Source organism: Fischerella sp., assembly GCF_013388695.1.
Taxonomy (GTDB): Bacteria; Cyanobacteriota; Cyanobacteriia; order Cyanobacteriales; family Nostocaceae; genus PCC9605.
Map to the genome: position 1 here is coordinate 63,973 of NZ_JACAEU010000156.1, position 25,286 is coordinate 89,258.

Genomic DNA, 25,286 nt, shown 5'->3' on the forward strand with positions numbered 1-25,286 from the left:
AACAACTCACTACGCAATTATACTGAAGAGTTTAATTCAGGAAAATTTTGCCGTAAATTTTTAAATTTTTTGTTTCAACTTGATGAATCCTAGGGTAGCGAAGGTCAGGATTTTGCAAAGTTACGGTAATGCTCCTGGCGGAAAAAAATGTTTGTAGTTAAATTAAAAACATACTAGAGCAGCTGTTCCACCTCAACTAGCCTAATTGCGCGATGAATTGCTTTTCTAATCCAAAGATATCGAGTATTCACGCAGATATTTTAAAGCAAACTCAGCTTGGTAAGCTTTGTGGTTCCTCAAGGTTATTTCGCGATCGCTACGAAATTCTCAAAATTTTGGGTAGAGGTGGTTTTGGCATCACGTTTTTAGCCAAAGATGCAGTCTTACCTGGGAACCCTTTGTGCGTGATTAAATTGCTTTGTCCGAAGGTAACTAGTTCCAAAAGTCGGGAACGCGCTTGCAAGCACTTTCAAAAAGAAGCAAAAATCTTAGCTCAGCTTGGGAGTCATTCTCAAATTCCCATGCTTTTGGACTACTTTGAAATTAATGGAGAATTTTACTTAGTTCAAGAGTACGTGCGAGGCTCTAATTTGGCATGGGAAGTGAAGCGCAACGGCCCTAAAAATGAAGTTGAGGTGAAGCAGTTTTTGCAAGAAATGTTATCGGTGTTGCAGTATGTCCACAAACATCATGTCATTCATCGGGATATTAAGCCTCATAACTTGCTGCGTTCTGAGGATGATAAACGGTTGGTATTGATTGATTTTGGTGCAGTTAAAGAAGAATTGCTTGACGTTGCTGAAAGTACCATGCATGAATCAGCCAACACCCATTTTGTCGGAACGATGGGATTTGCACCTCCAGAACAGCTTTCCCTGCGTCCTGTTTATGCTAGTGATATTTATGCTGTGGGTGTGACTTGTCTTTATCTGTTAACGGCAAAATCACCTTTAGAATTTGACCAAGATCCAAACACAGGTGAGTGCAGTTGGCAAACACATGTCAATCTCAGCGAGCATTTCGCCCAAATCTTAAATAAAATGCTCAAAATCTCTTTGGAAGAACGCTTTCAGTCTGCTGATGAGGTAATTTGGGCTTTAGGCATGGAATCGTATTTGCCGACTTTAACTAACTGTTTAAGCACCCAACGCCTTAGAAGTGATACTAAAACTACAAATAAGGATATTTCTAATCAATACTTGTCACCTGTAGCAAGAACTGCAAACGCTATCCGGGAATGGCGAGTAAAGTTAAAGACAAGAAACTCGAACGAGCAACGAAAACTTCATACGTCTTAGGTATCAAATTAACAATTTTATTATCACAATCGACAAACAATAAATACACTCAGGTGCTTTTTGAATATGTTTGCTGTCAGCAGTAATCAAAAACCATGCGTTTTTATTAATACCTAATTAACTTGATATTTGCTTATCAGTAATAGATCGTTTTACAGTCAGAAAATTCACATAATTTTTTAATCGAGATTTAGTATAATACGGGAGACGGTTAATCCTAATTCATAAAATTTTCGGGGCAACCTTAGCATAATTTATTACGCAGTTGTAATTTTTTTGATAATGATCTGCTGCCTGAATCCCGATTGCCCACACCCCCTTAATCCTGACGGAAAGCAGTTCTGCCAAACTTGCAACCGCCCGCTTACACCTCTGTTGCGGAATCGCTTTCGCGTTATTCGAGTGCTTTCAGATGAGGGGGGGTTCGGTAGAACCTATCTAGCAGAAGATATGGACAAGCTCCAAGATCGCTGCGTGATTAAGCAATTAGCCCCAAAATTCCAAGAAAGTTGGGCCCTCTCTAAGGCGATGGATCTATTTCAAAGAGAGGCGCAACGACTGCAACAACTTGGAGAACATCCGCAAATACCAACTTTATTGGCTTACTTTGAAGAAAATACTTATTTGTACTTAGTACAGCAGTTTATTGACGGACAGAATTTGTTAAAGGAGTTGCAACAAAAAAGGGGGTACAGCGCTAAGGAAATTCGAGAAATCTTGCTAGATTTACTACCTGTTCTGAAGTTTATCCATGAACGAGGAGTTATTCACAGAGATCTCAAGCCACAGAATATTATCCGTCGTAAAAGCGATGGTCGCTTGTGCCTGATTGATTTTGGCTCCTCAAAACAGTTGACGGCAAGAGTGCAGTTACAAATGGGTACTTCGATTGGTTCACACGGTTATTCCGCAATTGAACAAATCAGAGATGGTAAAGCTTACCCAGCTAGCGATTTATTCAGTTTGGGAGCGACTTGTTTTCATTTACTCACCGGAACTTCTCCCTTTAAACTTTGGACAGAACATGGTTATGCTTGGGTTCAAGATTGGCGGCAATATTTAAAAAGTGCCATCAGTGATGATTTGGCTGAGATAATTGACAAACTATTAAAAAAAGATGCTCATCAGCGCTACCAATCCGCTGAGCAAGTCTTAAAAGATTTGGTTCCCAAACAACAGCCATCACTCTCAGCCCAAGCTGCAAATTCGTTTGTAATTCTTCCACCAACTCAACAGCCATCTGTACCCAGAAAATACGCATTGCTAAGAAATTTATTCTTAGTGGGTTCTCTGATTATGTTGCTGGTATTGGGAGAATTTTTTTATCGGCAATCGCATCAGTTGGGAATCAATGTTTCCTCTGGCTTCGGTCAACCTAACAATACACCAGCCAACACTGACGCAATGCTTCCTCAGTCCTCTAAAATTCCTTTGGGCAACTTTTATTTAGCCTACACCTTTAAGTCGCCCTCTAGATCTGTTTTGTCCGTTGCCATCAGTCCCGATGACAAAACGATTGTCAGTAACAGTGGTGACACGATCAAACTATGGAGTTTAGCTACAGGACAGGAAATTTCTACCCTTACTGGGCATAGCGATCGCGTTAATGTCGTAGGAGTTACCCCAGATGGACAAACCCTTGTGAGTGGCAGTGAAGACAAAACCATCAAATTGTGGAACCTTGCCAGAGGACAGGAAATTCGTACCCTTGATGGGCATTCCAACTCAGTTCATACCATTGCTATTAGCCCGGATGGCAAAATTCTAGCTAATGGTAGCGATGACAACACCATTAAACTTTGGAATCTGACAACAGGAGAGGAAATTCGCACTCTCAGGGGGCATTCTTCCTGGGTTAGGTCTATGGCCTTCAGCCCGGATGGACAAACCCTGGTTAGTGGCAGTCGGGACAAAACTATCAAAGTTTGGAATCTGACAACAGGAAAGGAAATCCGCACTCTTGATGGACATTCCCAGACTGTGACATCTATTGCCATCACTTCAGATGGCAAAACCCTAATCAGCGGCAGTGATGACAAGACGATTAAATTATGGAATCTCAAAACTGGAGAAGAAATCCGTACTCTCACTGGGCACTCTGGTGGAGTTCGATCCGTCGTTATCAGTCGAGACGGGCAAACTCTAGCTAGCGGTAGTGGCGACAAGACGATTAAATTGTGGAATCTCAAAACCGGAGAAGCAATTCGCACCCTAGCGGGACATGGCGATGGGGTTCAATCTCTCGCTTTTAGCCAAAACGGCAACATCCTCGTTAGTGGTGGTTTTGACAACACCATCAAGATTTGGCGGTTATCAAATTAATAGATTCTTCATATGACTACAAAGTAATGTTAAAAGTTTGGCAAGAAATCAGAAATTCAACCGATCCGATGGGTAAATAAATTTATTCCCAAAAAACAATATAGACTCTCTGGTTTGTGAATCTCACAACAAGAGAGCGATGCAACTGCGGAATTTGCAATGCCTGTACAAATGAGTTACTCAAAAATTAAAGTTCTAACGGGTGCGGCGATCGCGCTGATGGGATTTGGAGGAGTTTTGGTTTGGGAAACCCCTGGTGTAACCACTGTATCCTCATCCTCTCAAGGCGACAACCAGCAGACAAACTCAGCGTGGGCAAATTTGAACCTTGCTCACACCCTGAAAGGACATTCTGATGTAGTTTGGGCTGTCGCCATCAGTCCAGATGGCAAAACTCTTGCTTCTGCTAGTGGAGACAAGACGATCAAAATCTGGAATCTGGCAACAGGAGAAATACGACAAACGCTGACAGGGCATTCTCAATGGATTAATTCTCTGGCAATGAGTCCAGATGGCAAAACTCTTGCTTCTGCCAGTGGAGATAACACTGTCAAACTCTGGAATCTGGAAACAGGAAAAGAGATTCGCACCCTTACAGGACATGTAGCTTCGGTTCAGTCTGTCACCTTCAGCCCCGATGGCAGCACTTTAGTTAGTGGCAGTTGGGATCAAAGTATCAAACTGTGGAATACCGCCACAGGAAAACTAATCCGTACTATCAAAGGCGATTGTGACGTAGTAGATGCGATCGCCATCAGTCCAGATGGCAATACGCTTGCTAGCAGCAGCTATTTTGACAACTCGATTAGATTGTGGAACTTGAAGACAGGCAGCCAAACCCGCGTCCTCAAGGGACATACTGAAGCAGTTCATTCCCTCTCTTTTAACCCCGATGGCAGCACTTTGGCAAGTGGTAGTTGGGACAGAAATATCATACTTTGGGATGTGAAGACAGGAAAAAACATTCACACCCTCACAGGTCATAACAACAAGGTTTGGTCTGTAAGTTTTAGCCGAGATGGCAAGACTCTTGCCAGTGGCAGTTGGGACAAGACTATCAAACTATGGAATGTCTCCACAGGAAATGAAATTCGCACTCTCAGAGGACACGACGACAAAATTTGGTCTGTCGCCTTTAGTTCCGATGGCACAACCATTGCCAGTGGCAGTTTTGATAAAACTATCAAGATTTGGCGGATGTCGCAATGATATTTGTTAATTGTTGGTTGTTGTTTGTTGGTTGGAATAAATAACAACCAACAAACAACAACTAACCACCAACAAATTAAAACAAAGTCAATCTATAAGTTCCTGTTTTTTGAGGAATAGCTGAAATCACCACAACATAATAAGTGCCATCTTCTGGTAATCTGGCTCGGTCAATGAGCGCGGTGTATCTGCCATCTTTATCATTATCTGCGGCAATTACCTGTCCTTTGGAATTAAGCAAGACTATGTAGGGGGGAAATTCTTCCAAAATACTGTCTACACGTATGCTAATCAGTTGGTCTTTTTTCCCCTCAAACTTGGAAACGTTATAACGACTGCCATTCTGTCTGAGGGTGAGACTACTTGCCGTTAGTTGACCCGATTCATCAATGGCATAGCTAGCCCTGTCATTTCTCAGTGCTAAACTGTAGCGACCTATTTCTCCAGGTTTGCGGCTAGTGACAGCGATCGTGTAAACACCTTTAGCAGGCAATCTTACAAATATAAATGCGTCTTTGACTTCACCATTGTTAGCGCTTTGCCCACCACTCCTTTTGACAAGAACGTTATTGTTGGGGTCGAGCAAAATCATGGCTGGATCTAGACTCAGGTTGTTAGAACGGCGGCGATCGCCACTACCAATAAGTCTGATTTGGATCAGTTGGTTTTCTCTGCCTTCAAACTGATAGAAATGAAAATATCTGCCTTTGTATTTAAAATCACCCGGAGCTAAAACGCCCAATTGCACATCTACAAAATTAATCTGTCTGGGGTTAGGTATTCTAGTTGGAGAAACTGGCGAATCCGTAGAATTTCTACGATTTCTATCTTGATTAGCAGGTTTGCGATCTCCCGACCCTGAAGGAGTCGAACCAGTACCGGAGGGCTGTGGTTTCGGTTGCGTATATGTCCGTGAAGGTGCTGTGGGAGTTGAGTCAGCACCGGAAGGCGGCTTTGGAGATGGTGCGGGAGTAGAACCAGTACGAGAAGGTGGTGTTGGAGTAGACTCTGTTGTTGGAGATGGCGCGGAAGTAGAATCAGTACCGGAAGGTGACGTTGGAGATGGTGCAGGAGTTGCAGGTATAGGAGACTCTATTGGTTGATTGTCAGGAGGAGGAGACGCAGGTGGTTGCGAAACAGGGATTTTTTCGATTCCTTGCTTTACTGCTTCTAGCTGTCTTTCATCTGGTGTTTTAGCAATTTTGAATTCTCCAGAGATTTTCGATATTTCTAAAGCATGAACAGACGGAACATAACTTGTAATCAATAAACTACCACTCAGGGTAGATATTAAAGCCCAGTTTAATTTCCCCCAATATTTTTTGTCACTTTTTTCTGCCATAGTTTCACTCTTCACATTGCTAGTTTACAAATCGTTTTATTCCTTTAGATAGTTACTTAAAGATTTTTTTAATCCTTAGTCACAGTCCAATAAAATTGATTAGTTTGGTATGAAATTTGTTGGGATAATAGGATCTGTGTAACATTTTTTATTGACATAAGCACCATTTTTTCTTTACAAAAGCCATTTTTCACGTCAGTGACAGTACATAAGCAATGTACATAGACGCACAGATGTGCGTTCTGCGATCAACACAGCTGTAGAAATCATGCAACCCTTAGCTGACGAGCGAGGATTACAGCTGGTGCTGAATATTGAAGATGCACCACCTCAAGTACTAACAGATCCGTTGCGATTGCAACAGATTTTACTGAACTTAATTAGTAACGCCATTCGCTATACAGAAAAGGGTAGCGTTACTATAGAGTGCTGTACAAGAGCAGACAATCAATGGTCAATCTCAGTCATCGATACAGGGATTGGCATCAGCGAGGAAGATCAAGCACGACTTTTTCAACCTTTTGTTCGTGCTAAATCTACTAAAAACCAGCATCCAGCTGATAGCACTGGTTTAGGACTGGCGATTGTGGAGCGTCTTGTCGAACTGTTGCAGGGGAAAATAGATCTAGTCTCTCAAATCGGCCAGGGTTCTATATTTACAGTTATTCTGCCACTAAAGATGAGCTATTCAGAAGAAGCAGAGGATAAAATAGAAAAAGCAACATCAGAGTAAAACTAATCTTAGAACGATTATAGATAGAAGCTTTGAGCTTGTGAACAAAAAGCTATTTGTCCAAGAATAAACTTAAAAGTCTAGTTGAAAATAGACTGCGAAAAATACGAATTTTTGGAGGCGCGGCTGGTCTTTCTGAATAGGCATAAAAGTCAGAGGAACTTGCTAGCTGCAAAAGTTATGACTCATGATTTATTAAATAATAAAAAGCAACTATTTGACCGCTGGGCACCAAGCTATGACTGGCTATTTCCTTCAGTGTTTTACCAAGCCATCCACAAACGGCTACTAGAGTATGTTGATTTACCATCTCACTCATATGTACTTGACCTAGGCTGTGGTACTGGACGCCTGCTTGATCGTCTAGCAACTCACTTTCCTGATTTGTATGGTACGGGATTGGATCTATCCCCACAGATGTTGCGCGTAGCACGACAAAAGAACCGCCATCATCCACGTTTAATTTATATTGAAGGCAAAGCAGAATCTCTTCCTTTTGCTAATGGTCAATTTGATGCTGTTTTCAATACTTTGAGTTTCCTGCACTATTTGCAACCCGAAGTAGTTTTTGCTGAAGTAGCACGGGTGCTGAAAACAAGTGGACGCTTCTACTTGGCTGACATAACTTTAAAAAGTCAGGCAGAATCTCAGCTGATGCCTATAACCTCTGGTGGAGTTAGATTCTACAGTCCAAAGAACCGTGAGTTTCTTGGCTGTTCGGCAGGACTTGAATGTGTAGGTAACAACTATTTACTTGGCCCTGTCTTGCTGACGATTTTTGCTAAAAAATAGGGACTAGGAACTAGGGAAGACAGAATCTTGATAATGCATGAACACTAGAGGAACAATACGCAGTTTCCTTGCAAATTCAGACAATCGAAACTTAGCCTGGATTGATGGTGCTAAGTCTCTAAAACAAACGGGTACAAAACCGAAGCGATTGTAAAATTCTGCCAGTTGTTGACCCAGACATTCCAAATACAGTGGTTGAGTAGCAGAGTGAATTAGATGCTGAGTGAGAAAACTTCCCAAACCACGACCCCGCCAAGCTGATGCTACAACCAAACTACCCAGTTCTTGTGCACCAGAAAAGTTACGTAACTGTCCGCAAGCTACTATTTGCCCATTGCATTGAATCACCCAAAATTGCTGCCAACGTATTTGTGTTGGGTCAAGTTTTGCTGATAGTACCAACCACCGAATTGACCAAATGTCAGCAGACGTTGCCTTGCGAAGGGTACAACCAGTAGGCAATGATAAATCTTTTTGTTTCATATTCTGTAAAAATTTATTTTTATAAATACAAACAAAAATAAACTTATAGTTAATTCCAAAAACAAAAATTTGTCATAATGAGTAAAATTGGCTGCATATTAAACAAAGTCCGTAAAGCCAGACTTTATCAAAAAGAGAAAATAAAACTAAATTTGCTATCAACTATTAGCTAGCTATCTTAAGTGCCAATAAATACAGAAAAGCAAAAGCTAATTAGTAGAAATGGCTGATTTTAATTAACAGACACGAGTGAAAATTATAATATCCATTCTGCCGAGCGTTCCCCTAAATCTAGAGGAATACTAACAGCTTTGCCAAGTCGGGGACGTTCGCGTGTCCGTTCAATATATTTTTGCACCTGCGTGCTTCCACCCAAGTAATTCAGATAATTAGCAATGCTATCGAGATGCTCTTGGTACTCTGCCTCACTCAAAGGAAAAGAAGCTTGTTCTAGGTACTTCCACATCACTTGCACGAATATTTTACCTTGAGTGCGGCGCAGCTGGACATCATAAGACCGCCCCCACTTCTCAAGCAACAGTTGACGTAATTCTTGTCCTGTCATAGCTGTTCTCAATTATATTTTACATTTGGTTATGATGTTAAGTTCGGTTACTCAAGTATGATAAGAATATAAAGAAATGTAATGCTACAAGAAGAGATGCTAGAAATATCTTGAAGAGAAAAACTGGCTTCTTTGCGGGCATGGGTATCTTAGGATAGACGTGAGTTTCTCGATAATTAGAACTCAAGTCAAAGTTGTTAACAAAACACACCAAGAACGCGTAGATTATGGCTCAATTTTCTGAATCAATGGACGTGCCCGATATGGGGCGTCGCCAGTTTATGAATCTTCTCACTTTTGGAACTGTAACCGGAGTTGCTCTAGGGGCATTGTATCCTGTTGTCAAGTATTTTATTCCACCTTCTAGTGGTGGTGTTGGCGGTGGTACAACTGCTAAAGACGAACTGGGTAACGATGTTAGTGTCAGCAAGTTTTTAGAAAGCCATAATGTGGGCGATCGCGTTTTGGTTCAGGGACTCAAGGGCGACCCCACTTATATTGTGGTAGAAAGCAAAGAGGCGATTACCGATTACGGTATTAATGCCGTCTGCACTCACTTGGGTTGTGTTGTACCTTGGAACGCTGCTGAGAACAAGTTCAAGTGTCCTTGTCATGGTTCCCAGTACGATGCAACTGGTAAGGTTGTTCGGGGCCCTGCGCCGTTGTCTTTGGCTTTGGCTCATGCTATACCACAGGACGATAAAATTGTCCTCACCCCTTGGACTGAAACCGACTTCCGTACCGGTGAAGACCCTTGGTGGGCTTAAAAGTTTCGTCATTTGTCATTTGTCCTTTGATAATGACCAATGACCAATGACCAATGACCAGTGACAAATTTATCAGAGAAACTTAGTCCTTAAGAGATGAGAAATGCTTGTACACCCGCGAGACTAACTCGCAGTGCTAGAGCAATTATGAAAACATTGCTCATAGCGATCGCTACTGTGACATTTTTCTTCACCAGCGATCTCGTCCTTCCCCAATCCGCCGCTGCTTATCCGTTTTGGGCACAGCAAACCTATCCAGAAACACCCCGCGAACCGACTGGACGGATTGTGTGCGCTAACTGTCACCTAGCAGCAAAGCCTGCTGAAGTAGAAGTTCCCCAATCAATTCTGCCTGACACGGTGTTTAAGGCTGTGGTGAAAATTCCCTACGACACCAATGTGCAGCAGGTGGGTGCTGACGGTTCCAAAGTTGGTTTGAACGTCGGTGCTGTGTTAATGCTGCCAGAAGGCTTCAAGATTGCGCCCGAGGATCGCATTCCCGAGGAACTGAAAGAAGAAGTTGGTGATGTTTACTTCCAGCCTTACAAAGAAGGCCAAGACAACGTCCTCCTCGTGGGACCCATACCCGGAGAACAGTACCAAGAAATCGTCTTCCCAGTTCTTTCTCCTAACCCCGCTACCGACAAGAACATTCACTTCGGCAAATATGCAGTTCATTTAGGTGCTAATCGGGGACGCGGACAAGTTTATCCTACTGGTGAAAAGAGCAACAACGCTGTTTACAACGCTTCCGCTACTGGCACAATCACCAAGATTGCCAAAGAAGAAGACGAGTATGGAAGCGTTAAATACCAAGTCAATATCCAAACCGACTCTGGCGAAACAGTTGTTGATACAGTTCCAGCTGGCCCCGAGTTGATTGTTTCTGAAGGACAAGCTGTCAAAGCTGGAGATGCACTGACCAACAACCCCAACGTTGGTGGCTTTGGCCAAGATGACACAGAAATAGTGTTGCAAGATCCTAACAGAGTTAAATGGATGATTGCATTTATCTGTTTGGTAATGTTGGCTCAAATTATGCTGATTCTAAAGAAGAAGCAAGTTGAGAAAGTTCAAGCCGCTGAGATGAATTTCTAGATTTTCACTGAAAAAATCATCAGTTGTGAGACAGGCATCTTGCCTGTCTTTTTTTGCGATCGCATTCTTTTCATCTAATTGTCACTTTACGTTCACATTGGGTAGTTACATTCGTATTTAGCAAACATCTTGTTTGCTCCTCACATCACACTTCACTCATGCTCTCTTGTAACCTAAAGAACAAGAGAGCATTTTTATATCCTTGAGATACGAGGTTGACAAGAGTTGACAGATGTTATGAATCTGTTCTGTAACATCGATTCAGCAATCTTCATCGACTGCTACGTATCTACACATAATTTTTATAAGCCTGTCATTAATTATTCACATAAAATCTGGTAGAATCGCTGGTAGCAAACATTAAATTTGCTCCTCACACCACACCGCAGCTCTCTTGTGTGCTAAAGGCAAGAGAGCTTTTTTTTGGCTATCATTTATTGCATAGATGCACAAAACTTACGCAACTGGCACAATTGTGTAAATTCCCTAGTTGTGACACTAAGCCAAACTGTCTACCAAAAACTCACACCTGCTGCCGTAGTTATTACTTTTTACCAAAGAATTACTTAGGACATTAAACTAACTGCCCAAATATAGTTACCATCCAGGCAAGCTTTAACTTAGATTTATATCAACATGCCATTTCACATTATTCTGCTCTCGATGAATCACGTCGAGTCTAAATTAAGAGAATTACCAATCAGTCCATGTCAAACAGCCCGGTCGTTCCTCACCCAGATCAAAGTGACACACAAGAACTAATTTTGCCACCACTGACAAAAGAAACAATCCAGCGCGCAAAGGAGGGTGTTGCCTATGCACGCGATCGCCACGCTCAGGAAATGATCCGCCAAGCGCTACAGTCAACAGAAGCTTTTGCTGAAGGTGCTTCGGAACATAAAGTTAGCGGTGAGGTACGCCGAAGCGTGTTGCGAACTCTAATTCATACTCTGTTTAGAGTGAAAGTTGAGTTTCCAGAGCGGCTTCCTGTCCAACCAACGCTGTTTGCAGCCAACCATTTGAACCACATCGATCCACTTCTGCTGCTTTCTGAATTACCACCGCGTCCCTACTGCCATATTTTAGGTGATGCTCGCACACTTTATAACCAGTGGTGGAAGCGTCAATTTCTAAATTTTGCTAAAGGTGTCATACCTATTGAACGGATCTGGAAAGAAGAAATAGCAGTGATTGAAGCTGCTAAAGCGGGATGTGAAGATTTAGCCGAATTGGCAGAATCTATTGAAGAGTATGTCCCTACAGGTAACTCTATAGAAATGATGCGACGGCTAGATCGCATCGTTCAAGGTATTTTTGGGCGTGGGGAGAGTATTTTATTATTTCCAGAAGGGAGGCTTGGCAATGCTGAGGGTCATTTGTCTGTGCCCTTGAAACGAGGAGTGGCAATTTATGCTTTGCGTTCTGGAGTACCAATTTTACCTATAGCGCTAATTGGCACGCAAGATCTGTATTTCCGCAAAGAATTAACTGTCCGGTTCGGCGAACCCATCATCTTTCCACAATCTAACCGTCCAAAAGCACAGCAAGTGCAAGCAGTGATAGATGAGTTAGAAGCGGCGCTGATAGAGTTGTTGCCAAAAGACTATCGAGAACCAAAAGAACCAAAGTTTTTGCATCACTTTCTCAATCACATGTTTTGGTAAACATTCAACAGTAAACAGTAATCAGCGATCAGCGATCAGATTTATAAAAAAGGGTTTCAAGAAAGCGAATTGATTCAGGGATCTTAGTACGGCTTTGCGTAAAAGAGTAGCGATTTCAAACGCAGAGGCTCGCAAAGGAGAACGCGGAGGCTCGCAGAGTCTTTGTACAAAAATTTCGCGCACGAACTTACGAATAACTGTTAACCCTATCTCGGCTCAATAGCACTACAAGATACAGGCTGGAACAAAGGATTATGGAGTGCCACAGTAGATGCAGCATCAACTAGAATCACTTCACCATTGGCATCTACTACCCACCCTTGGGCTTCCACTATTTGAGTAGGGGGATTGGCAGAATCAGCTGAATCTCGCTCCGCAAGTCTGCTTCTTTGTTGTTCCTCTGCTGTATCAAAAAGCGTTATCCAGTTAGTTACTACCCCATCACCGATCAAAGGTTCTGTGGGACTGGGTGGTATGCCACCACGCCCAGTGACAATAAATGAACTTCTTGCTTGATTTTCACCTCCATTGCAGCCAGTCGCAATTTGCTGTGAAGCATCAACGAGATTTGCACGTAGCTGCACTAATCCCCGGCTAGGATCGACATCGGGTGTATTGATTTGTACTGTACCGCTTAACTCAGGACTTGCCCCTGTGGCGGTAATGTCACTTTCTAAAGTTGGTGACGGTCGGAACTGTGTACCAAAGAAGCCTTTAGTATTGATTACTACCCGACCACCAAAGAAATTATCAGAATTAGCACTGATATCGCTATTTTCAGAAGCAGCGAGAACATCAGTATCGATGGTGATATTGCCGCCAATGATATTACTACCTGTGGCATTGGTGGTAATGCTACTGCCGCGACGCAAAATCAAGTCCCGCGATCGCAATGTAATATTACCCGCACCTCCTCTAGTATCTGCACTGATTTTTGCTTGATCCCAAAGACGAATCGAGTTAGCATTAACTTTTAATGAGCCTGCAATTCCAGTCCCAGTACTGCTCACTGTTAGTTGTGCGCGATCGCGAATATTTAACTTCCCAGTATTAATCGTGAATTCTCCCCCCTGACCCGTGGAAGAACTGGATGTATTGGCAAAAAATCCACTTGTAGGGCCTATATTCGGAGCTATAACCGGAGTATATTGACGAACCCGATCAAAATGGGTGGGATCGGTGCCAGCAAGAGTGATACTGTCACTGATGTTGAGGGTAATGTTACCTGCCTTGCCACTACCAAAGCTGGTGGTAAAAATTTGTCCACCGTTAATGGCCTCTAAAGTTTTAGCGTTAAGGACGATGCTGCCTCCATCTCCTTTACCACGGGTTCTCGCACCCAGGACAGCGCCATTTTGGATCGCAAGTGATCTAGTGGTGATGTTGACATTGCCACCCTTGCCTTCACCTGTTGATTCTACATTGCTGACCGCTCCACTAGAGTATCCATTCAGACCAACACCATCAAAAACAACAGCATCGCGGGCATTTATATTCACATTGCCTGCATTTCCTCGTCCAAAAGTGTTAGCAACCAGTCGAGCGCCATTAGTGACAAAAAGTGACCCGGTAGTAATATTGATGGTTTTACCATTACCTACAGCATCTGCTACCTCTGTCGATCCCACAGAGCTAGCTGCACCACTAATGTTTGCGAGATTAAAACTATACCCATCGAAGGAAACCGTATCGCGGGCAACTATATTTATACCGCCTGCATCTCCCTTTCCCTGACTTCTCGCATTTACAACAGCGGCATTTTTGACAAAAAGTGACCCAGTGCTAATGTTGATGTCGCCACTGTTACCCACGGCTTTTGGTTCTACAGTGCTGTATGACCCAGTGGCAGTATCACTACGCATACGATCAAAAGTAACCGTGTCGCGGGCAAGTATATTTATATTGCCTGCATTTCCCTGTCCAGATGTCGTGGTTCTGAGTTGACCGCCACTCGTTAAGGCAAGCGATCCAGTAGTAATGTTGATGTTGCCACTATTGCCTACAGCATTTGGTTGCACTGTGTTAGAAATTCGACTTGCATCTACGTTTATTGCTTCTGTAGCATTAATGTCAATATCGAATGCCTTTGCGTCAACAGAACCTTTGCCTGAGTCTATCCCCGCCTGCACCGTACTTTCTCCCAAAATATTTAAGTTTTGGGCATTGATGGTAATACTACCACCACCGCCAGCAAGTACGTTTACTTGAGCGCCATTTTCGATAGATACATCTTTTCGCAGCCTATCATTAGGAAAACTCAAACTCAGATTCGAGCCATTGGAATTCAGCCCGACACTGTTCTCTTCTGCTATACCTGCCAACTCAACTCGACCACCAGCAGCTAGCAGTCGCCCACCATCAAGCTGCACGTTGCCGCCTGCAAGTGCTAGGGACTTGCCAGGAGTTACCTGTAGATTAGCCCCCTGTACTTGAATACTCCCAGTATTGCTCCCGTATTGCAAGCCAATCGGTACATTAATGCTTAGCAAAGGCGTGGTAGTGATATTTGGTGTAGCACTGAAATCTGTGTCATCAGCAAATTTCAGGCTACTGGCTGTACTAGCCAAAAACGAGCCGCCAATATCTAAGCGCGCATTTTGACCAAAGATAATGCCATTAGGATTAATTAAAAACAGGTTAGCTGTACCGTTAGCTTTGATTAAACCATCAATATTAGAAATTGCTCCACCTGTGACTCGTGTCAGAATATTCTGAATATCTGTAGCATTATTAAATAAAGCAGTGCTATTAGTTGGAACAGAAAATTCCTGAAAGCTATGGAACAAGTTGCTACCAGCTTGGCTTCCTCCAGTGATATTGAAGGTGTTGCCCTCTGTAGTGACGTTGGAATTATTGGGTAAAGTGCGATCGGGAGTAATTTGAGCGAGTGCACAATTGGCAAACAAAGCGTACACACTACCTATCGCAATTCCCAAGAAGCAGCCCAAACGAGTACCCCTCAAACTAGTCATTACAATCTCCCTAGCTCCATAGCAGCTGCACCATTAGTATTGAGTAAACCACAATCAGAGCTAAAAGTATTACTTACACTTTCATTTCAGTCAATAACAGGAAAATCCCACAACCAAGGATAAAAATACCTTTTCCCTGTTAAGAGTTCCCTATTCCCCAATCCCCAATCCCCAATCCCTATTTTCAAGACAGAGTTTGTTTTTCTTAACAACAAGCATTTATCCAGCACAATTATGGATTGCAGTATATACATTGTGCTGGATCGGCATAATTATTGCCATCTGACAATAATTTTTCTTGACTAAAACCACATTTTTGACATTGATAAACTACAGCACGAGTTAAGGGAGTTGGCATATAGCAGATTGCACAGGGCAATCCTTTAATTCTCCTGGTGATTTCAAAACCAGGCATAGAACAACTTGGGCAGAGGCTGTTTATTTTTCTTAATAAGTCATGGGTGGCTTTTTCAATATTTTTCATGCGTGTGGGGTTATACATCGCCCGCATATCTGTTTCTAGATGGGCTGTTCCTGTTGGTGAATTTATCAGCACAAATTCTACTGCTTCAGCAAGTTTTTCTTCTGTAGTAATTCCTTTAATTATCTCGCTGCTATCTTTGGCTGAGTTGCCAAACATGACGACTAAACCGTGTTCAGGAAAGCCAGCTTTTTTAGCAAATTGAAATGCTTGTTCAACGCTCTCTACAACCAAATGATTATGATTCGTGTCACAAGACAACTCTTCTCCAATAATTTCTAAATTATGTGTTTGATCTAATAAAATGACAATTTCTCGATTACTAGAAATTAAAGGTAGACTGGGGTGCAGTCCAAAACTTCCTTCACTGGCGATCGCTAAAGTTTCACCTGTTAGTTCTAATGCTTTTTCTGCTTTCAATCTTGCGGCTTCAATTTGATTGCCAGGACGTTTAATTTCTCTGGTAAATGTACCAAAAGCATCAGTATTAAAATTTTCTGGTACTATAACTTTAATTCCTAAGTTTTCTTCCAAAATTGGGGCAATTACCCTCTCTTTTTGATGCATTGTTGCTAGCACTGCAACTCGATTGGTAAATAACGAATTTTGTTGCATTCTTTACCTCTTTTGATATTGCTGCTAAATCAACGGCGCAATTCTTCTTGTATGACCAATTTATATCACCCGTAGTACAGCATCCCTGTAACTACAGACAACGGACAACATAATTACTCGCCATAAGAAACGGGGTGTACCCAAAGATTTATCGTTCATACTTATGCCTGAGATGTCAAAGATATTTTGTTTACATTTCTTAATTTATGTCATCTCAGGCATAATTACTTAAGCTTGCTGTTGGGGAACCTGTGTTATTTCTGCAAGTTGCTTCTCTTTATCTAGTCTGCGCTTTCTGGCGTAAAGCTGAATAGTCACCGCCATCAAAATAACTAAGCCAAAAATTACCCAAACGGTCAGGTCTGTAGGTAGGCTATTCTTAAACACTGCCAGCATGACAATTACCACTAGCAAAACGGTGGGTGCTTCATTCATAGCACGCATCTGTTTGCTACTCCATTTGCACGTGCCTTTTTCTAGCTGCTTCATTAAACGAGCGCAATAATGATGATATACAAGTAAAAGCGCCACAAATCCGAGTTTGAAGTGCAACCAAGTTTGTTTTAAAAATTCTGGTTGCGTTACCAGCAACCCAATCGCACACCCCACCGTCACTAGCATCCCGGGAGTGGTGATGATGTTATAGAGGCGCTTTTCCATGATTTGATATTGATTTTTTAAGATTGTCTTCGCTGGTTCTGGTTCTTGTTCAGCTTCGATGTGATAGATGAAAAGACGTACCAGGTAAAACAACCCAGCAAACCAAACGACAACACCGATGATATGAAATGCTTTAAACCAGGAATAAGCCATGAATTGTAACCTGCGTTTCTACTCTCAAATATCCAGGTTACGGCAAAATCTTGTATGGCAATTGCTGGGAATGGCGTTGAGTGATAAAGAAGTGTGAAGTTTTTCAAGTAGGAGGATTATTTTTGTTTCTAATCTGCTCAGCATATTCCTGTAACCTTTGAAAATAATCGAGGTTCATAATCTCGGCAACCTCATTTTCTTTTTTCACTTGGTCAATTTGAATTTTCAATTCTAATACTTGTTGTTTGAGCTTCTGTTCTCGTTTGTGAAACTTGCGATACATATGAATAGCTGCTGCGGCTTGATTAGCCAAAGCGCTCAAAAACTCTAAATCTTCGTCGGTATAGCTGACAGAAGGTGATAAATTATCGACGTATAACACTCCGACAACTTCCGTATAGTTTTTAAGAGGTACGCACATGCAATTCTGAATTGCTTCTCGGACAATCGAGAAAGAATCATTAAATCGCCGATCGCGCTTGGCATCCTCAGTGATAATTGCATCCCCGCTTTGATAAGCGAGATTGACGATTTTGCGACTGTAAAGCTGTCGATCGCCAGTAAGATTCTCTCGTAACTTGGTGGCTTTTGGTTCGAGTTGTTGAGACTCTTCATCGACCAAGAGAATCACCGCGTGATCGATTCTCATAATTTGAAAGAGTAGATCGAGGATCTTGTGGAGAAGTTGGTCGGGTTCGTCAGGCGAACAGAGTTGTTTGCTGACTTCTAAGAGAATTTTGAGTTTGTTGACTGTTTGTTGTTCGCTATTGCGAGACTTAAATTTGAGAATTGAGTCGTCGCTAGGCTTCTGGGCCACCAAATTCTCAAGTTTAGCTTCGCTTTGGGGCAGAGGAATTTGTTTTAAATTCTCGCTTAATAATTCTTGATTATCTCCGACAGGTTTCGACTTGGATTTTGCCAGGGAATAAACGAATTTTAACTGGAGTTGACCGCAAGCGATCGCATCGCCGTCACGGAGTTGACAGGAATCAACTTTGACTTGATTGACATAAATATGGTTGCGACTGCGACAATCTTTAATCGTCACTTCATTGGGGCTGACATGAATCTGCGCGTGGTAGCGAGATACGGTTTCTTCCAGCAAGACAATAGTATTATCGATTTGACGACCAAGGGTGTTAACTCCTAGTTTCAATTCATAAACTCTCTCATTCGGCGTTTCAGGAGCGTAGATTAAATACGGCACTTTTGCTGCTCGGATGTTCTGTGGCTTAGCTGATTACTTTAAATAGTAACTATCTTTTTAGGTACTCGCACAGATGTAGTTTTCTAACGCCCAAACCAAGAACGAACCCAACGCCACAGCCGACTTAGCCATCCCCAAAACCCGCGACGGGATGTAACAATAAGTGCTGGCGGTTGTGAAAGACGCTCAATTGCATTGTTACAATCTTGAACCTTTGCATCAAGTCTCATTACTTGATAAAGTTGACAGGCGTTACGATCAGCACCCATCGCATTTGATTGGCGATTGACTTTTTCTAAAGTGTAGCGATAAAGGGCTAACAGAAGTAAGTAAGCCGTAGAGAAAATTCATAAGTATGTAACAAACAATTAAGCAGAAGAATGAGAGTTAAATCTGACACGTTGTGTACTGTAGTTTCCCTTTTCTCCTCTTGTTTGAACTCCATCCATCACAGCATAAGCAAGGTCTAACTCATCCTCAAACGTTTTCGAGGCTAGTTCATCTTTTTTGAGGTGTTGTCACTCCAATTCAATCGGGTTCATTTGGGAGCAATATTTGGGTAAAAAGAAGATGTACAAACCGAGGATTTGTGATAGACATCACTGATGCAGCGGTGATAAATCACTTGTCTCATATATGATTTTCGCCTAGCTTGAGAAAAATAGATATTCTCGTTAAAACTAAAAGTAGGGGCGATTTAATTACTTTTGTGGTTGGGGGGATTACTATGGTGGAAAAACTTTTGCTAGCAATTATACTCACATTTACTCTTAGCTTATTTGCCGAACTAAGATGGTCTGCTTCCACTCAGACTACAAGAGTAATTAGCAGGCAAAATAGGCTGGTTTTCACTCTCAAGCACAGTAATAACTGAATATTTCCTGCAAAGATAGCCTTTGTTTGTATAATCACGCCCTTGTAGGGGTAGTCACAGCTTCAAGTCATGAGCTTTTTGGCGATCGCATCGGGTGGGATATAAATAGATATAGGCTAAAATATGGTGCAAAAATTTTGTTATAAATTTATGCAATGTTATACTAAGCCAAATGCATAAACACCATTTTAAGTAAATCTGCGCGAGTAAAAGGTTTAGTTAAATACCCTGATGCTCCGACAAATCTAGCTCTTACTTTATCCACCAAACCTTTATTGCCTGTCACCATCACAATGGGCGTTTGTTTAAACATGGAGTTATTGCGGATAATGCGACATAACTCATACCCATCAATCCCTTCCATGTTTAAATCCAGTAAAATCAAGTCTGGTCTATGCCGAATTATCGCCATTACTGCTTTCACTGGATCGCTAACTGTTACTACAGAAAAGTTTTCTTCTTCTAAAAAACGGCTAATTTCTTTGAGAAATGTCGGGCTATCATCTACAGAAACGATTTTGTATTTTTTTCGAGCAACTGCTTGAGCAGGGCTAGCTTTTTGCAGAATAGGATTTGTGTTAATTGGTTTTGTTAATTCTTGTAGCTTTTTCCTTCTGAGATAAATACTCTGCGGTAATTGCTGATGAGTAGCTTTAGTCTCTGTATTACCAATGGCTGTAGATTGTGTGTCTGCTAATTCTTTATTAGCTGGTTCATCTATATAATCAACAGGTTCTGAGACTTGCTCGAATGTTTTAGGTAATTTATCAAAGGGTGGATCTGGCTCGTGCAATACAATCGAACCATTTATAATGTAAGGGTATAAACTTTTCGCCATCTGTATTTCATCTTGATTCATAATCACTGCCAGATGACGCAAGCTAAAGCCCTTCATCCATTCAGCTAAATTGTGCTGTATTGCTGGTAAGCTTTTTTGCTCACTTATGGTTTTAACCCGTAGGTATGGACGTTGATACGGAGAAGAAATGTGTGGAGCTAAAGACTGCCAATCCTGCAAATGCTCTTGACAGCGTTCTATCATTTTTCCTACGTCAAGCCTGCATATAATCGGGTTTCGCTCTGGAAGAGATTTTAATTCATAAGTGCCTTGTTTGATGAGCAAAAATGATTCAATTACTTCTTTGACTAATTCTTGTAGTAGTACAACTGCTTGTGTAGGGTTTAGATATTTTTGACTTACTAACCAGCAAATCGCTTGATATTCAGGAGGTAGCTGAGAAATAATAGATTTTTGTGATAAAGAGCCGTAATTTTCTGATAGGAGACTGTTTGACTGGCTAGATGAATCAGGTTCAAATATTAGACGTAATTGAACACGAATTTCGCTAGTTAAGGTAGGAATTCGATGGCTGAGGCGACGTAAGTGACATTCTAGTCTATCAAAGGGTTCAATTGCATGAGTGGCATAGGTAATTTTGCCTTGATCGAGAAAAATTAACCAAGAAACTGAGTTGCTCAATGCTTGTAAACAAGTACTCTCAGAACTATTAGATAATTGCCTTAACAAACTGGAGGGGCGTAGTTTTGTAAATGTGCCGTAATTATTCATTGCCTTGGAGAATTTACGGAGGAGCAGAGGAATTTTGTCAACATGCAATAGTGGCAGAGATGATATTCTACAAATTCTAATTTTTTTTCAAAAATGTTTTTATTTAACGTCTATGAGTGACAAGCTATAAATATTACACTTAAGTAGTTATGTTAAATTTTGTATAGAAATTGAGACAGGTTTATATATTTTTTGTTTTTGATTCTGTATTTTTATACAGGTTTCATAAAAACGCTGAGTATGCTAATTATGCTGAATTACTTTTATCTAAAATATGAATTTCCTACATGAAATCTTTAAAATGCTACGTTAGCGAACACACGCAGTTATTGTATTCTATATCTATTATGTATAAAATTTGTTAAATGTATTTCTACAAGTAATGTCAATTCCTAGTAATCTCCCTTTTTCGCTACTAAATCCAAGGAAAGATTTTTTAGAATTTTTGCGTAAATTGGCAGCAGCTAATTGTTTAATAGTGAGTAAACTATCTGAGACTCCACATTCTCTAAGTAGTCTTACCAGCGGTGTAAACTATATACTTTGGAAAAAAGGAAAATAGTACATAAGAGGTTTAACATAACACGAAAGTTATGACTGATACATTAAGACTTGATGAAGTAGTTGAATTTGCTGAGAACCCCGAACCGCGTTGTCCTTGCGTGTTACTACTGGATACATCCGGCTCAATGCAAGGTTTAGCAATCAATGCTTTGAATGAGGGCTTGTTGAGTTTTAGGGATGAATTAATTAAAAATTCCCTAGCTGCCAGAAGAGTAGAAGTCGCAATTATCACGTTTGATAGCCATGTCAATGTAGTACAAGACTTCGTGACTGCCGATCAATTTAACCCGCCAATACTAACAGCACAGGGACTGACTAATATGGGTTCTGGCATCCATAAGGCCTTGGACATGATTCAAGAACGTAAAGCTCAGTATCGAGCCAACGGTATTGCTTACTATCGTCCCTGGGTGTTCATGATTACTGATGGAGAACCTCAAGGAGAGGCAGAAAATCTTGTGGAGCAAGCCGCTCAGCGGTTACAAGCGGATGAAGTGAACAAACGTGTTGCTTTTTTTACGGTAGGTGTGGAAAATGCTAATATGGCACGCTTAAGTCAAATTGCTGTACGTACTCCCCTGAAGCTAACAGGATTAAATTTTGTGGAGCTGTTTGTCTGGCTATCTGCCAGTATGTCAGCTGTCTCCCATTCTAAAGTAGACGAACAGGTGGCACTACCTCCGATTGGCTGGGGTTCTGTTTAAGGTAAGATAGCGTCTTCTAGACTTACACAGCTGTTGGCAGATGACTCTATGAAAACTTCAACAAGGACACCTCAATGGCGAGTAGTTGCCGCATCAGTATGCGGCACAAGCCATATAAAAAATAAGCAGCTGTGTCAAGATGCTCACCACTTTTTAATATTGCCAGACAATATTTTGGTGGTGTCAGCGGCAGATGGCGCTGGTTCGGCGATTTTGGGAAAGGTTGGGGCGATGGTTGCAACAGAAACAGCAGTAGAAACTATATCTACAAAGGAAGTTACCCGACGCATGTTAACCAATGACGCTGTTGTGCGATCGCTCTTAACCGAAGCCATGCTGGCTGCCAAACAAGCTGTAGAAGAAGAAGCAGTTGCCTGCAACAAACAACCGCAGGATTTAGCCAGCACCTTAATCGTTGTCATTGCCACACCAGAAGTCGTAGCCGTAGCGCAGATCGGGGATGGTGTGGCGGTGGCAAAAGATAGCATCGGCAATTTGATTGCACTTACCACTCCTGACAATGGTGAATACATGAACGAAACCATTTTTTTGGTTTCTCCAGGCGCGATGGAGAAAGTGCAGGTGAGGCTATGGCGTCAACCAATAGTAAACGTGGGTGTTCTTACTGATGGATTACAATTGCTAGCGATGAATATGGCTGTGAGTGCGCCTCACAAACCTTTCTTTGTTCCTCTGTTTGACTTCGTCGCCAGTGCCGAAGACAAAATAGTGGCGAAAGAGCAGCTAGTAAAGTTTCTACGCTCAGAGCGAATTTCTCAAAGAACTGATGATGATTTAACACTGGTCATCGCAGCGTTAACAGATTAGCGATCGCATTGCTATTTAAAATTACATATACCTACCCCCAACAATAAATATATCATGCAGGTACTACGTTGTCTTCCCAACCAAAAAGTTATTCCTCTGAACCTCACAGTCAGTTTAGGGCGTGGCGGTGAAGCATGTATTTATACAGTGCCAACCGATGCCAATTTGGTAGCAAAAGTTTATCACAAGCCGTCTGAAGCACAAGCTCGCAAACTTGAGGTGATGCTGAATCACCCGCCGGAAAACCCAACAGCTAGTTTGGGGCATATCTCGATTGCTTGGCCTGTAGAACTTTTGCAGTCAGCAGATGGCAGCGATCGCACAATCGGCTTTTTAATGCCGCGCATTCGGGGAATGCGTCCAATTATCGACTTTTACAACCCCAGAACTCGTCGGCAGCACTGTCCTTTATTCAGCTATCAGTACCTGCTTCGCACTGCTCGTAACCTAGCTGCGGCTTTTGCTGCTTTGCATGCGAGTGGCTACTGTGTAGGTGATGTGAATGAATCAAACATCCTCGTCAGCGACACAGCACTAGTAACAGTTGTAGACACAGACTCATTCCAAGTACACGATCCAGACAACGATGTTGTTTACCGCTGTCCAGTAGGCAAACCAGAGTTTACCCCACCAGAATTACAGAATAAAACTTTTGCTAACTGCGATCGCGCTGTTCCCCATGACTTATTTGGCTTGGCGGTATTAATATTCCAACTGTTAATGGAAGGTACTCATCCATTTTCCGGTATCTTTCAAGGCGCAGGTGAGCCACCACCCTACGAAGCACGCATAGCAGTTGGTCATTTTACTTATAGTCAAAACCGACACGTACCTTACACTCCTACCCCAATCGCACCTCCCTGGGAAATTCTCCATCCCAGCTTGCAGGAATTATTTGTACGCTGTTTTGAGGATGGTCACACTAACCCTCTCCTTCGTCCTAGCGCTCAAACTTGGGTTTTGGCTTTGGCAGAAGCTGAAGAATCTACGATCGCTTGCAACGCCAACCCCCAACATCGTTACAGCAACCACCTAGAAACTTGTCCTTGGTGTGAACGTAGCTTGCGATTGGGTGGACGCGACCCCTTCCCATCACCGCAGGCGATCGCGGCAAGAGAACATCTCAAACCTCGCATTCCATCAAGAAGGCGTTCTTCTCATACGCGACGCCTACCGCAAACTGCTATCCCATTCCAGCAACTGAATTATTACAGTTCAGTAACTCCTCACAAAATTCCATTTTACCAGCCTCGTAGAAAGACTGGATTGTACGCGATTATTTTCTGTTTACTTGGTCTTGCTAGTTTAGGATATTTAGACTTAATCAATAACTTTACCAGTCGTAACTATCTCAACCAAAATTCTTACGCTCAACAAACCTTGCTTTCTCCTCGTAATGCTGAGCAGAATAATCTCGCCTTCGCCGATTACTATAAGCAGGGTCATGCAGCCTACAAAGTCAAAGACTATGAGCAAGCAGTTGAAAACTTTACCCTAGCAATCCAAAAAGAACCCCAACATGCTAAAGCCTATGTGAACCGGGGCAATGCACATTACAACCTCAAAGATTATGAAGCAGCAATTGCAGACTACAACCAAGCAATTAAACTCAATCCTAAAGAAGTAAAAGCTTTTGTCAATCGAGGTAATGTTTACTACATCCAAGCTGAATATAGCAGCAACCATGATAAGAACTATGACCTCGCAATTGCTGACTTTAATGCCGCCCTACGCCTCAATCCTAAAGAAGTTGAAGCTTACATTAGAAGAGGTATTGTCCACGCTCAATTAGCCAAATACAGTGGTGATTCTCAGCTAGATTACAAAAAAGCAATTGCGGATTTTAACCAAGCAATAAATATTAATCCATCTCGAGCAGAAGCTCACTTTCAACTAGGTCTTGTCCGCTATCAAATTGCCCAATATAGCAGCAACTTTGAGCAAGAATATACCCAAGCAATCAAAGACTTTAACCAAGCCTTGAATCTCAATTCGCGAATGGCAAAAGTTTATCTCAAACGAGGAACTGTTCATTATGAACTTGCTCAATATGGTGGTAGCAAATCAAGCCTACATCAAAAGAAAGCTGTAGAAGATTTACAGGCAGCTGCCAGACTTTTTCTTGAGCAAGAAGATATGGATAGTTATCAACAAGCACTTAGCAGTATTTGCGTAGCTGTTGAAAACAAATGTGATACTTTCTTCCGCAACGCAACTTTCTTAGAACAGAATCAATAAACTAAAGTAAAAAAATAACTATTAGTAGCTGAATTCTGACTTAGCTCAAGCAGATTTTCTCATGAAAGATTGCTTTTAAGCTAGCTAATTTGGTTGTTTTCCATGTTTTTCTCAGCTTTCTAACCATGAATGGATCTTTTCCATTTT

Annotated in this window: 20 protein-coding genes; 11 read left to right on the forward strand and 9 right to left on the reverse strand. The window is 41.8% G+C overall.

Annotated features, from left to right (window positions below; translation table 11 throughout):
- The first annotated feature begins 212 nt into the window (after nt 1-212).
- From HXY43_RS21370 to HXY43_RS21380, 3 genes are all read left to right on the forward strand, one after another.
- Nucleotides 213-1,298 carry a serine/threonine-protein kinase gene (locus HXY43_RS21370; protein ID WP_290887392.1) on the forward strand — a complete coding sequence of 362 codons (1,086 nt, stop codon included), beginning with the start codon at nt 213-215 and terminating at the stop codon, nt 1,296-1,298.
- A gap of 282 nt (nt 1,299-1,580) precedes the next feature.
- Entirely contained in the window at nt 1,581-3,620 is a 2,040-nt protein-coding gene (locus HXY43_RS21375) for a serine/threonine-protein kinase (protein WP_290887395.1), read from the forward strand.
- A 159-nt stretch (nt 3,621-3,779) separates the two neighbouring features.
- Nucleotides 3,780-4,829, forward strand: a complete 1,050-nt coding sequence (locus HXY43_RS21380) for a WD40 repeat domain-containing protein (protein WP_290887398.1) — start codon at nt 3,780-3,782, stop codon at nt 4,827-4,829.
- A 76-nt stretch (nt 4,830-4,905) separates the two neighbouring features.
- Here the strand turns inward: HXY43_RS21380 and HXY43_RS21385 are convergent, their stop codons facing one another.
- Entirely contained in the window at nt 4,906-6,171 is a 1,266-nt protein-coding gene (locus tag HXY43_RS21385; protein WP_290887401.1) for a pre-peptidase C-terminal domain-containing protein, read from the reverse strand.
- 235 nt (nt 6,172-6,406) lie between these two features.
- Here HXY43_RS21385 and HXY43_RS21390 point away from each other — a divergent pair, with 235 nt between their 5' ends.
- Together HXY43_RS21390 and HXY43_RS21395 are read left to right on the forward strand one after the other, a co-directional pair.
- Nucleotides 6,407-6,904 carry an ATP-binding protein gene (locus HXY43_RS21390; RefSeq protein ID WP_290887404.1) on the forward strand — a complete coding sequence of 166 codons (498 nt, stop codon included), beginning with the start codon at nt 6,407-6,409 and terminating at the stop codon, nt 6,902-6,904.
- A 180-nt stretch (nt 6,905-7,084) separates the two neighbouring features.
- Nucleotides 7,085-7,696: a class I SAM-dependent methyltransferase gene (locus HXY43_RS21395; RefSeq protein ID WP_290887407.1), complete on the forward strand. Its 612-nt coding sequence runs from the start codon at nt 7,085-7,087 to the stop codon at nt 7,694-7,696.
- Between the two features lie 3 nt (nt 7,697-7,699).
- On the opposite strand, the gene HXY43_RS21400 is transcribed toward HXY43_RS21395, so the two are convergent.
- Both HXY43_RS21400 and HXY43_RS21405 read right to left on the reverse strand, forming a co-directional pair.
- Nucleotides 7,700-8,179, reverse strand: a complete 480-nt coding sequence (locus tag HXY43_RS21400; RefSeq protein ID WP_290887410.1) for a GNAT family N-acetyltransferase — start codon at nt 8,177-8,179, stop codon at nt 7,700-7,702.
- Nucleotides 8,180-8,435: 256 nt separating this feature from the next.
- Nucleotides 8,436-8,744 (reverse strand): DUF3067 family protein, encoded by a 309-nt coding sequence (locus HXY43_RS21405; RefSeq protein ID WP_026734451.1) that lies wholly within the window; start codon nt 8,742-8,744, stop codon nt 8,436-8,438.
- Nucleotides 8,745-8,971: 227 nt separating this feature from the next.
- On the opposite strand from HXY43_RS21405, the gene petC reads away from it, so the two are divergent.
- The 3 genes from petC (at nt 8,972) to HXY43_RS21420 (ending at nt 12,273) form a co-directional block, all read left to right on the forward strand.
- Nucleotides 8,972-9,511 carry a cytochrome b6-f complex iron-sulfur subunit gene (gene petC / locus HXY43_RS21410; RefSeq protein ID WP_290887414.1) on the forward strand — a complete coding sequence of 180 codons (540 nt, stop codon included), beginning with the start codon at nt 8,972-8,974 and terminating at the stop codon, nt 9,509-9,511.
- Nucleotides 9,512-9,607: 96 nt separating this feature from the next.
- A complete protein-coding gene (gene petA, locus HXY43_RS21415; RefSeq protein ID WP_290887416.1) occupies nt 9,608-10,609 on the forward strand; it encodes a cytochrome f in 1,002 nt (333 codons plus the stop codon).
- A 707-nt stretch (nt 10,610-11,316) separates the two neighbouring features.
- The gene (locus HXY43_RS21420) at nt 11,317-12,273 is read left to right on the forward strand and encodes a 1-acyl-sn-glycerol-3-phosphate acyltransferase (protein WP_026734454.1); all 957 of its coding nucleotides are present in this window, start codon (nt 11,317-11,319) and stop codon (nt 12,271-12,273) included.
- A gap of 206 nt (nt 12,274-12,479) precedes the next feature.
- Here HXY43_RS21420 and HXY43_RS21425 read toward each other — a convergent pair whose 3' ends face one another.
- From HXY43_RS21425 to HXY43_RS21450, 6 genes are all read right to left on the reverse strand, one after another.
- Nucleotides 12,480-15,245, reverse strand: a complete 2,766-nt coding sequence (locus HXY43_RS21425) for an S-layer family protein (protein WP_290887421.1) — start codon at nt 15,243-15,245, stop codon at nt 12,480-12,482.
- A gap of 232 nt (nt 15,246-15,477) precedes the next feature.
- Nucleotides 15,478-16,341 carry a DUF6671 family protein gene (locus tag HXY43_RS21430; protein WP_290887423.1) on the reverse strand — a complete coding sequence of 288 codons (864 nt, stop codon included), beginning with the start codon at nt 16,339-16,341 and terminating at the stop codon, nt 15,478-15,480.
- Nucleotides 16,342-16,569: 228 nt separating this feature from the next.
- Nucleotides 16,570-17,154: a protoporphyrinogen oxidase HemJ gene (hemJ, locus tag HXY43_RS21435; RefSeq protein WP_026734457.1), complete on the reverse strand. Its 585-nt coding sequence runs from the start codon at nt 17,152-17,154 to the stop codon at nt 16,570-16,572.
- A 103-nt stretch (nt 17,155-17,257) separates the two neighbouring features.
- Nucleotides 17,258-18,361 (reverse strand): GAF domain-containing protein, encoded by a 1,104-nt coding sequence (locus HXY43_RS21440; protein WP_290887426.1) that lies wholly within the window; start codon nt 18,359-18,361, stop codon nt 17,258-17,260.
- An 83-nt stretch (nt 18,362-18,444) separates the two neighbouring features.
- Entirely contained in the window at nt 18,445-18,630 is a 186-nt protein-coding gene (locus HXY43_RS21445) for a hypothetical protein (protein WP_290887429.1), read from the reverse strand.
- 768 nt (nt 18,631-19,398) lie between these two features.
- Complete coding sequence (locus HXY43_RS21450; RefSeq protein WP_026734460.1) at nt 19,399-20,805, reverse strand: response regulator; 1,407 nt, start codon at nt 20,803-20,805, stop codon at nt 19,399-19,401.
- A 593-nt stretch (nt 20,806-21,398) separates the two neighbouring features.
- On the opposite strand from HXY43_RS21450, the gene HXY43_RS21455 reads away from it, so the two are divergent.
- The 3 genes from HXY43_RS21455 to HXY43_RS21465 are packed head-to-tail and all read left to right on the forward strand — an operon-like array spanning nt 21,399 to nt 25,139.
- Nucleotides 21,399-22,073, forward strand: a complete 675-nt coding sequence (locus tag HXY43_RS21455) for a VWA domain-containing protein (protein WP_026734461.1) — start codon at nt 21,399-21,401, stop codon at nt 22,071-22,073.
- Nucleotides 22,074-22,121: 48 nt separating this feature from the next.
- On the forward strand, nt 22,122-22,901 hold the full coding sequence (locus HXY43_RS21460) for a PP2C family serine/threonine-protein phosphatase (RefSeq protein WP_290887434.1): 780 nt from the start codon (nt 22,122-22,124) through the stop codon (nt 22,899-22,901).
- 54 nt (nt 22,902-22,955) lie between these two features.
- On the forward strand, nt 22,956-25,139 hold the full coding sequence (locus HXY43_RS21465; protein ID WP_290887437.1) for a tetratricopeptide repeat protein: 2,184 nt from the start codon (nt 22,956-22,958) through the stop codon (nt 25,137-25,139).
- The last annotated feature ends 147 nt before the right edge of the window (nt 25,140-25,286 follow it).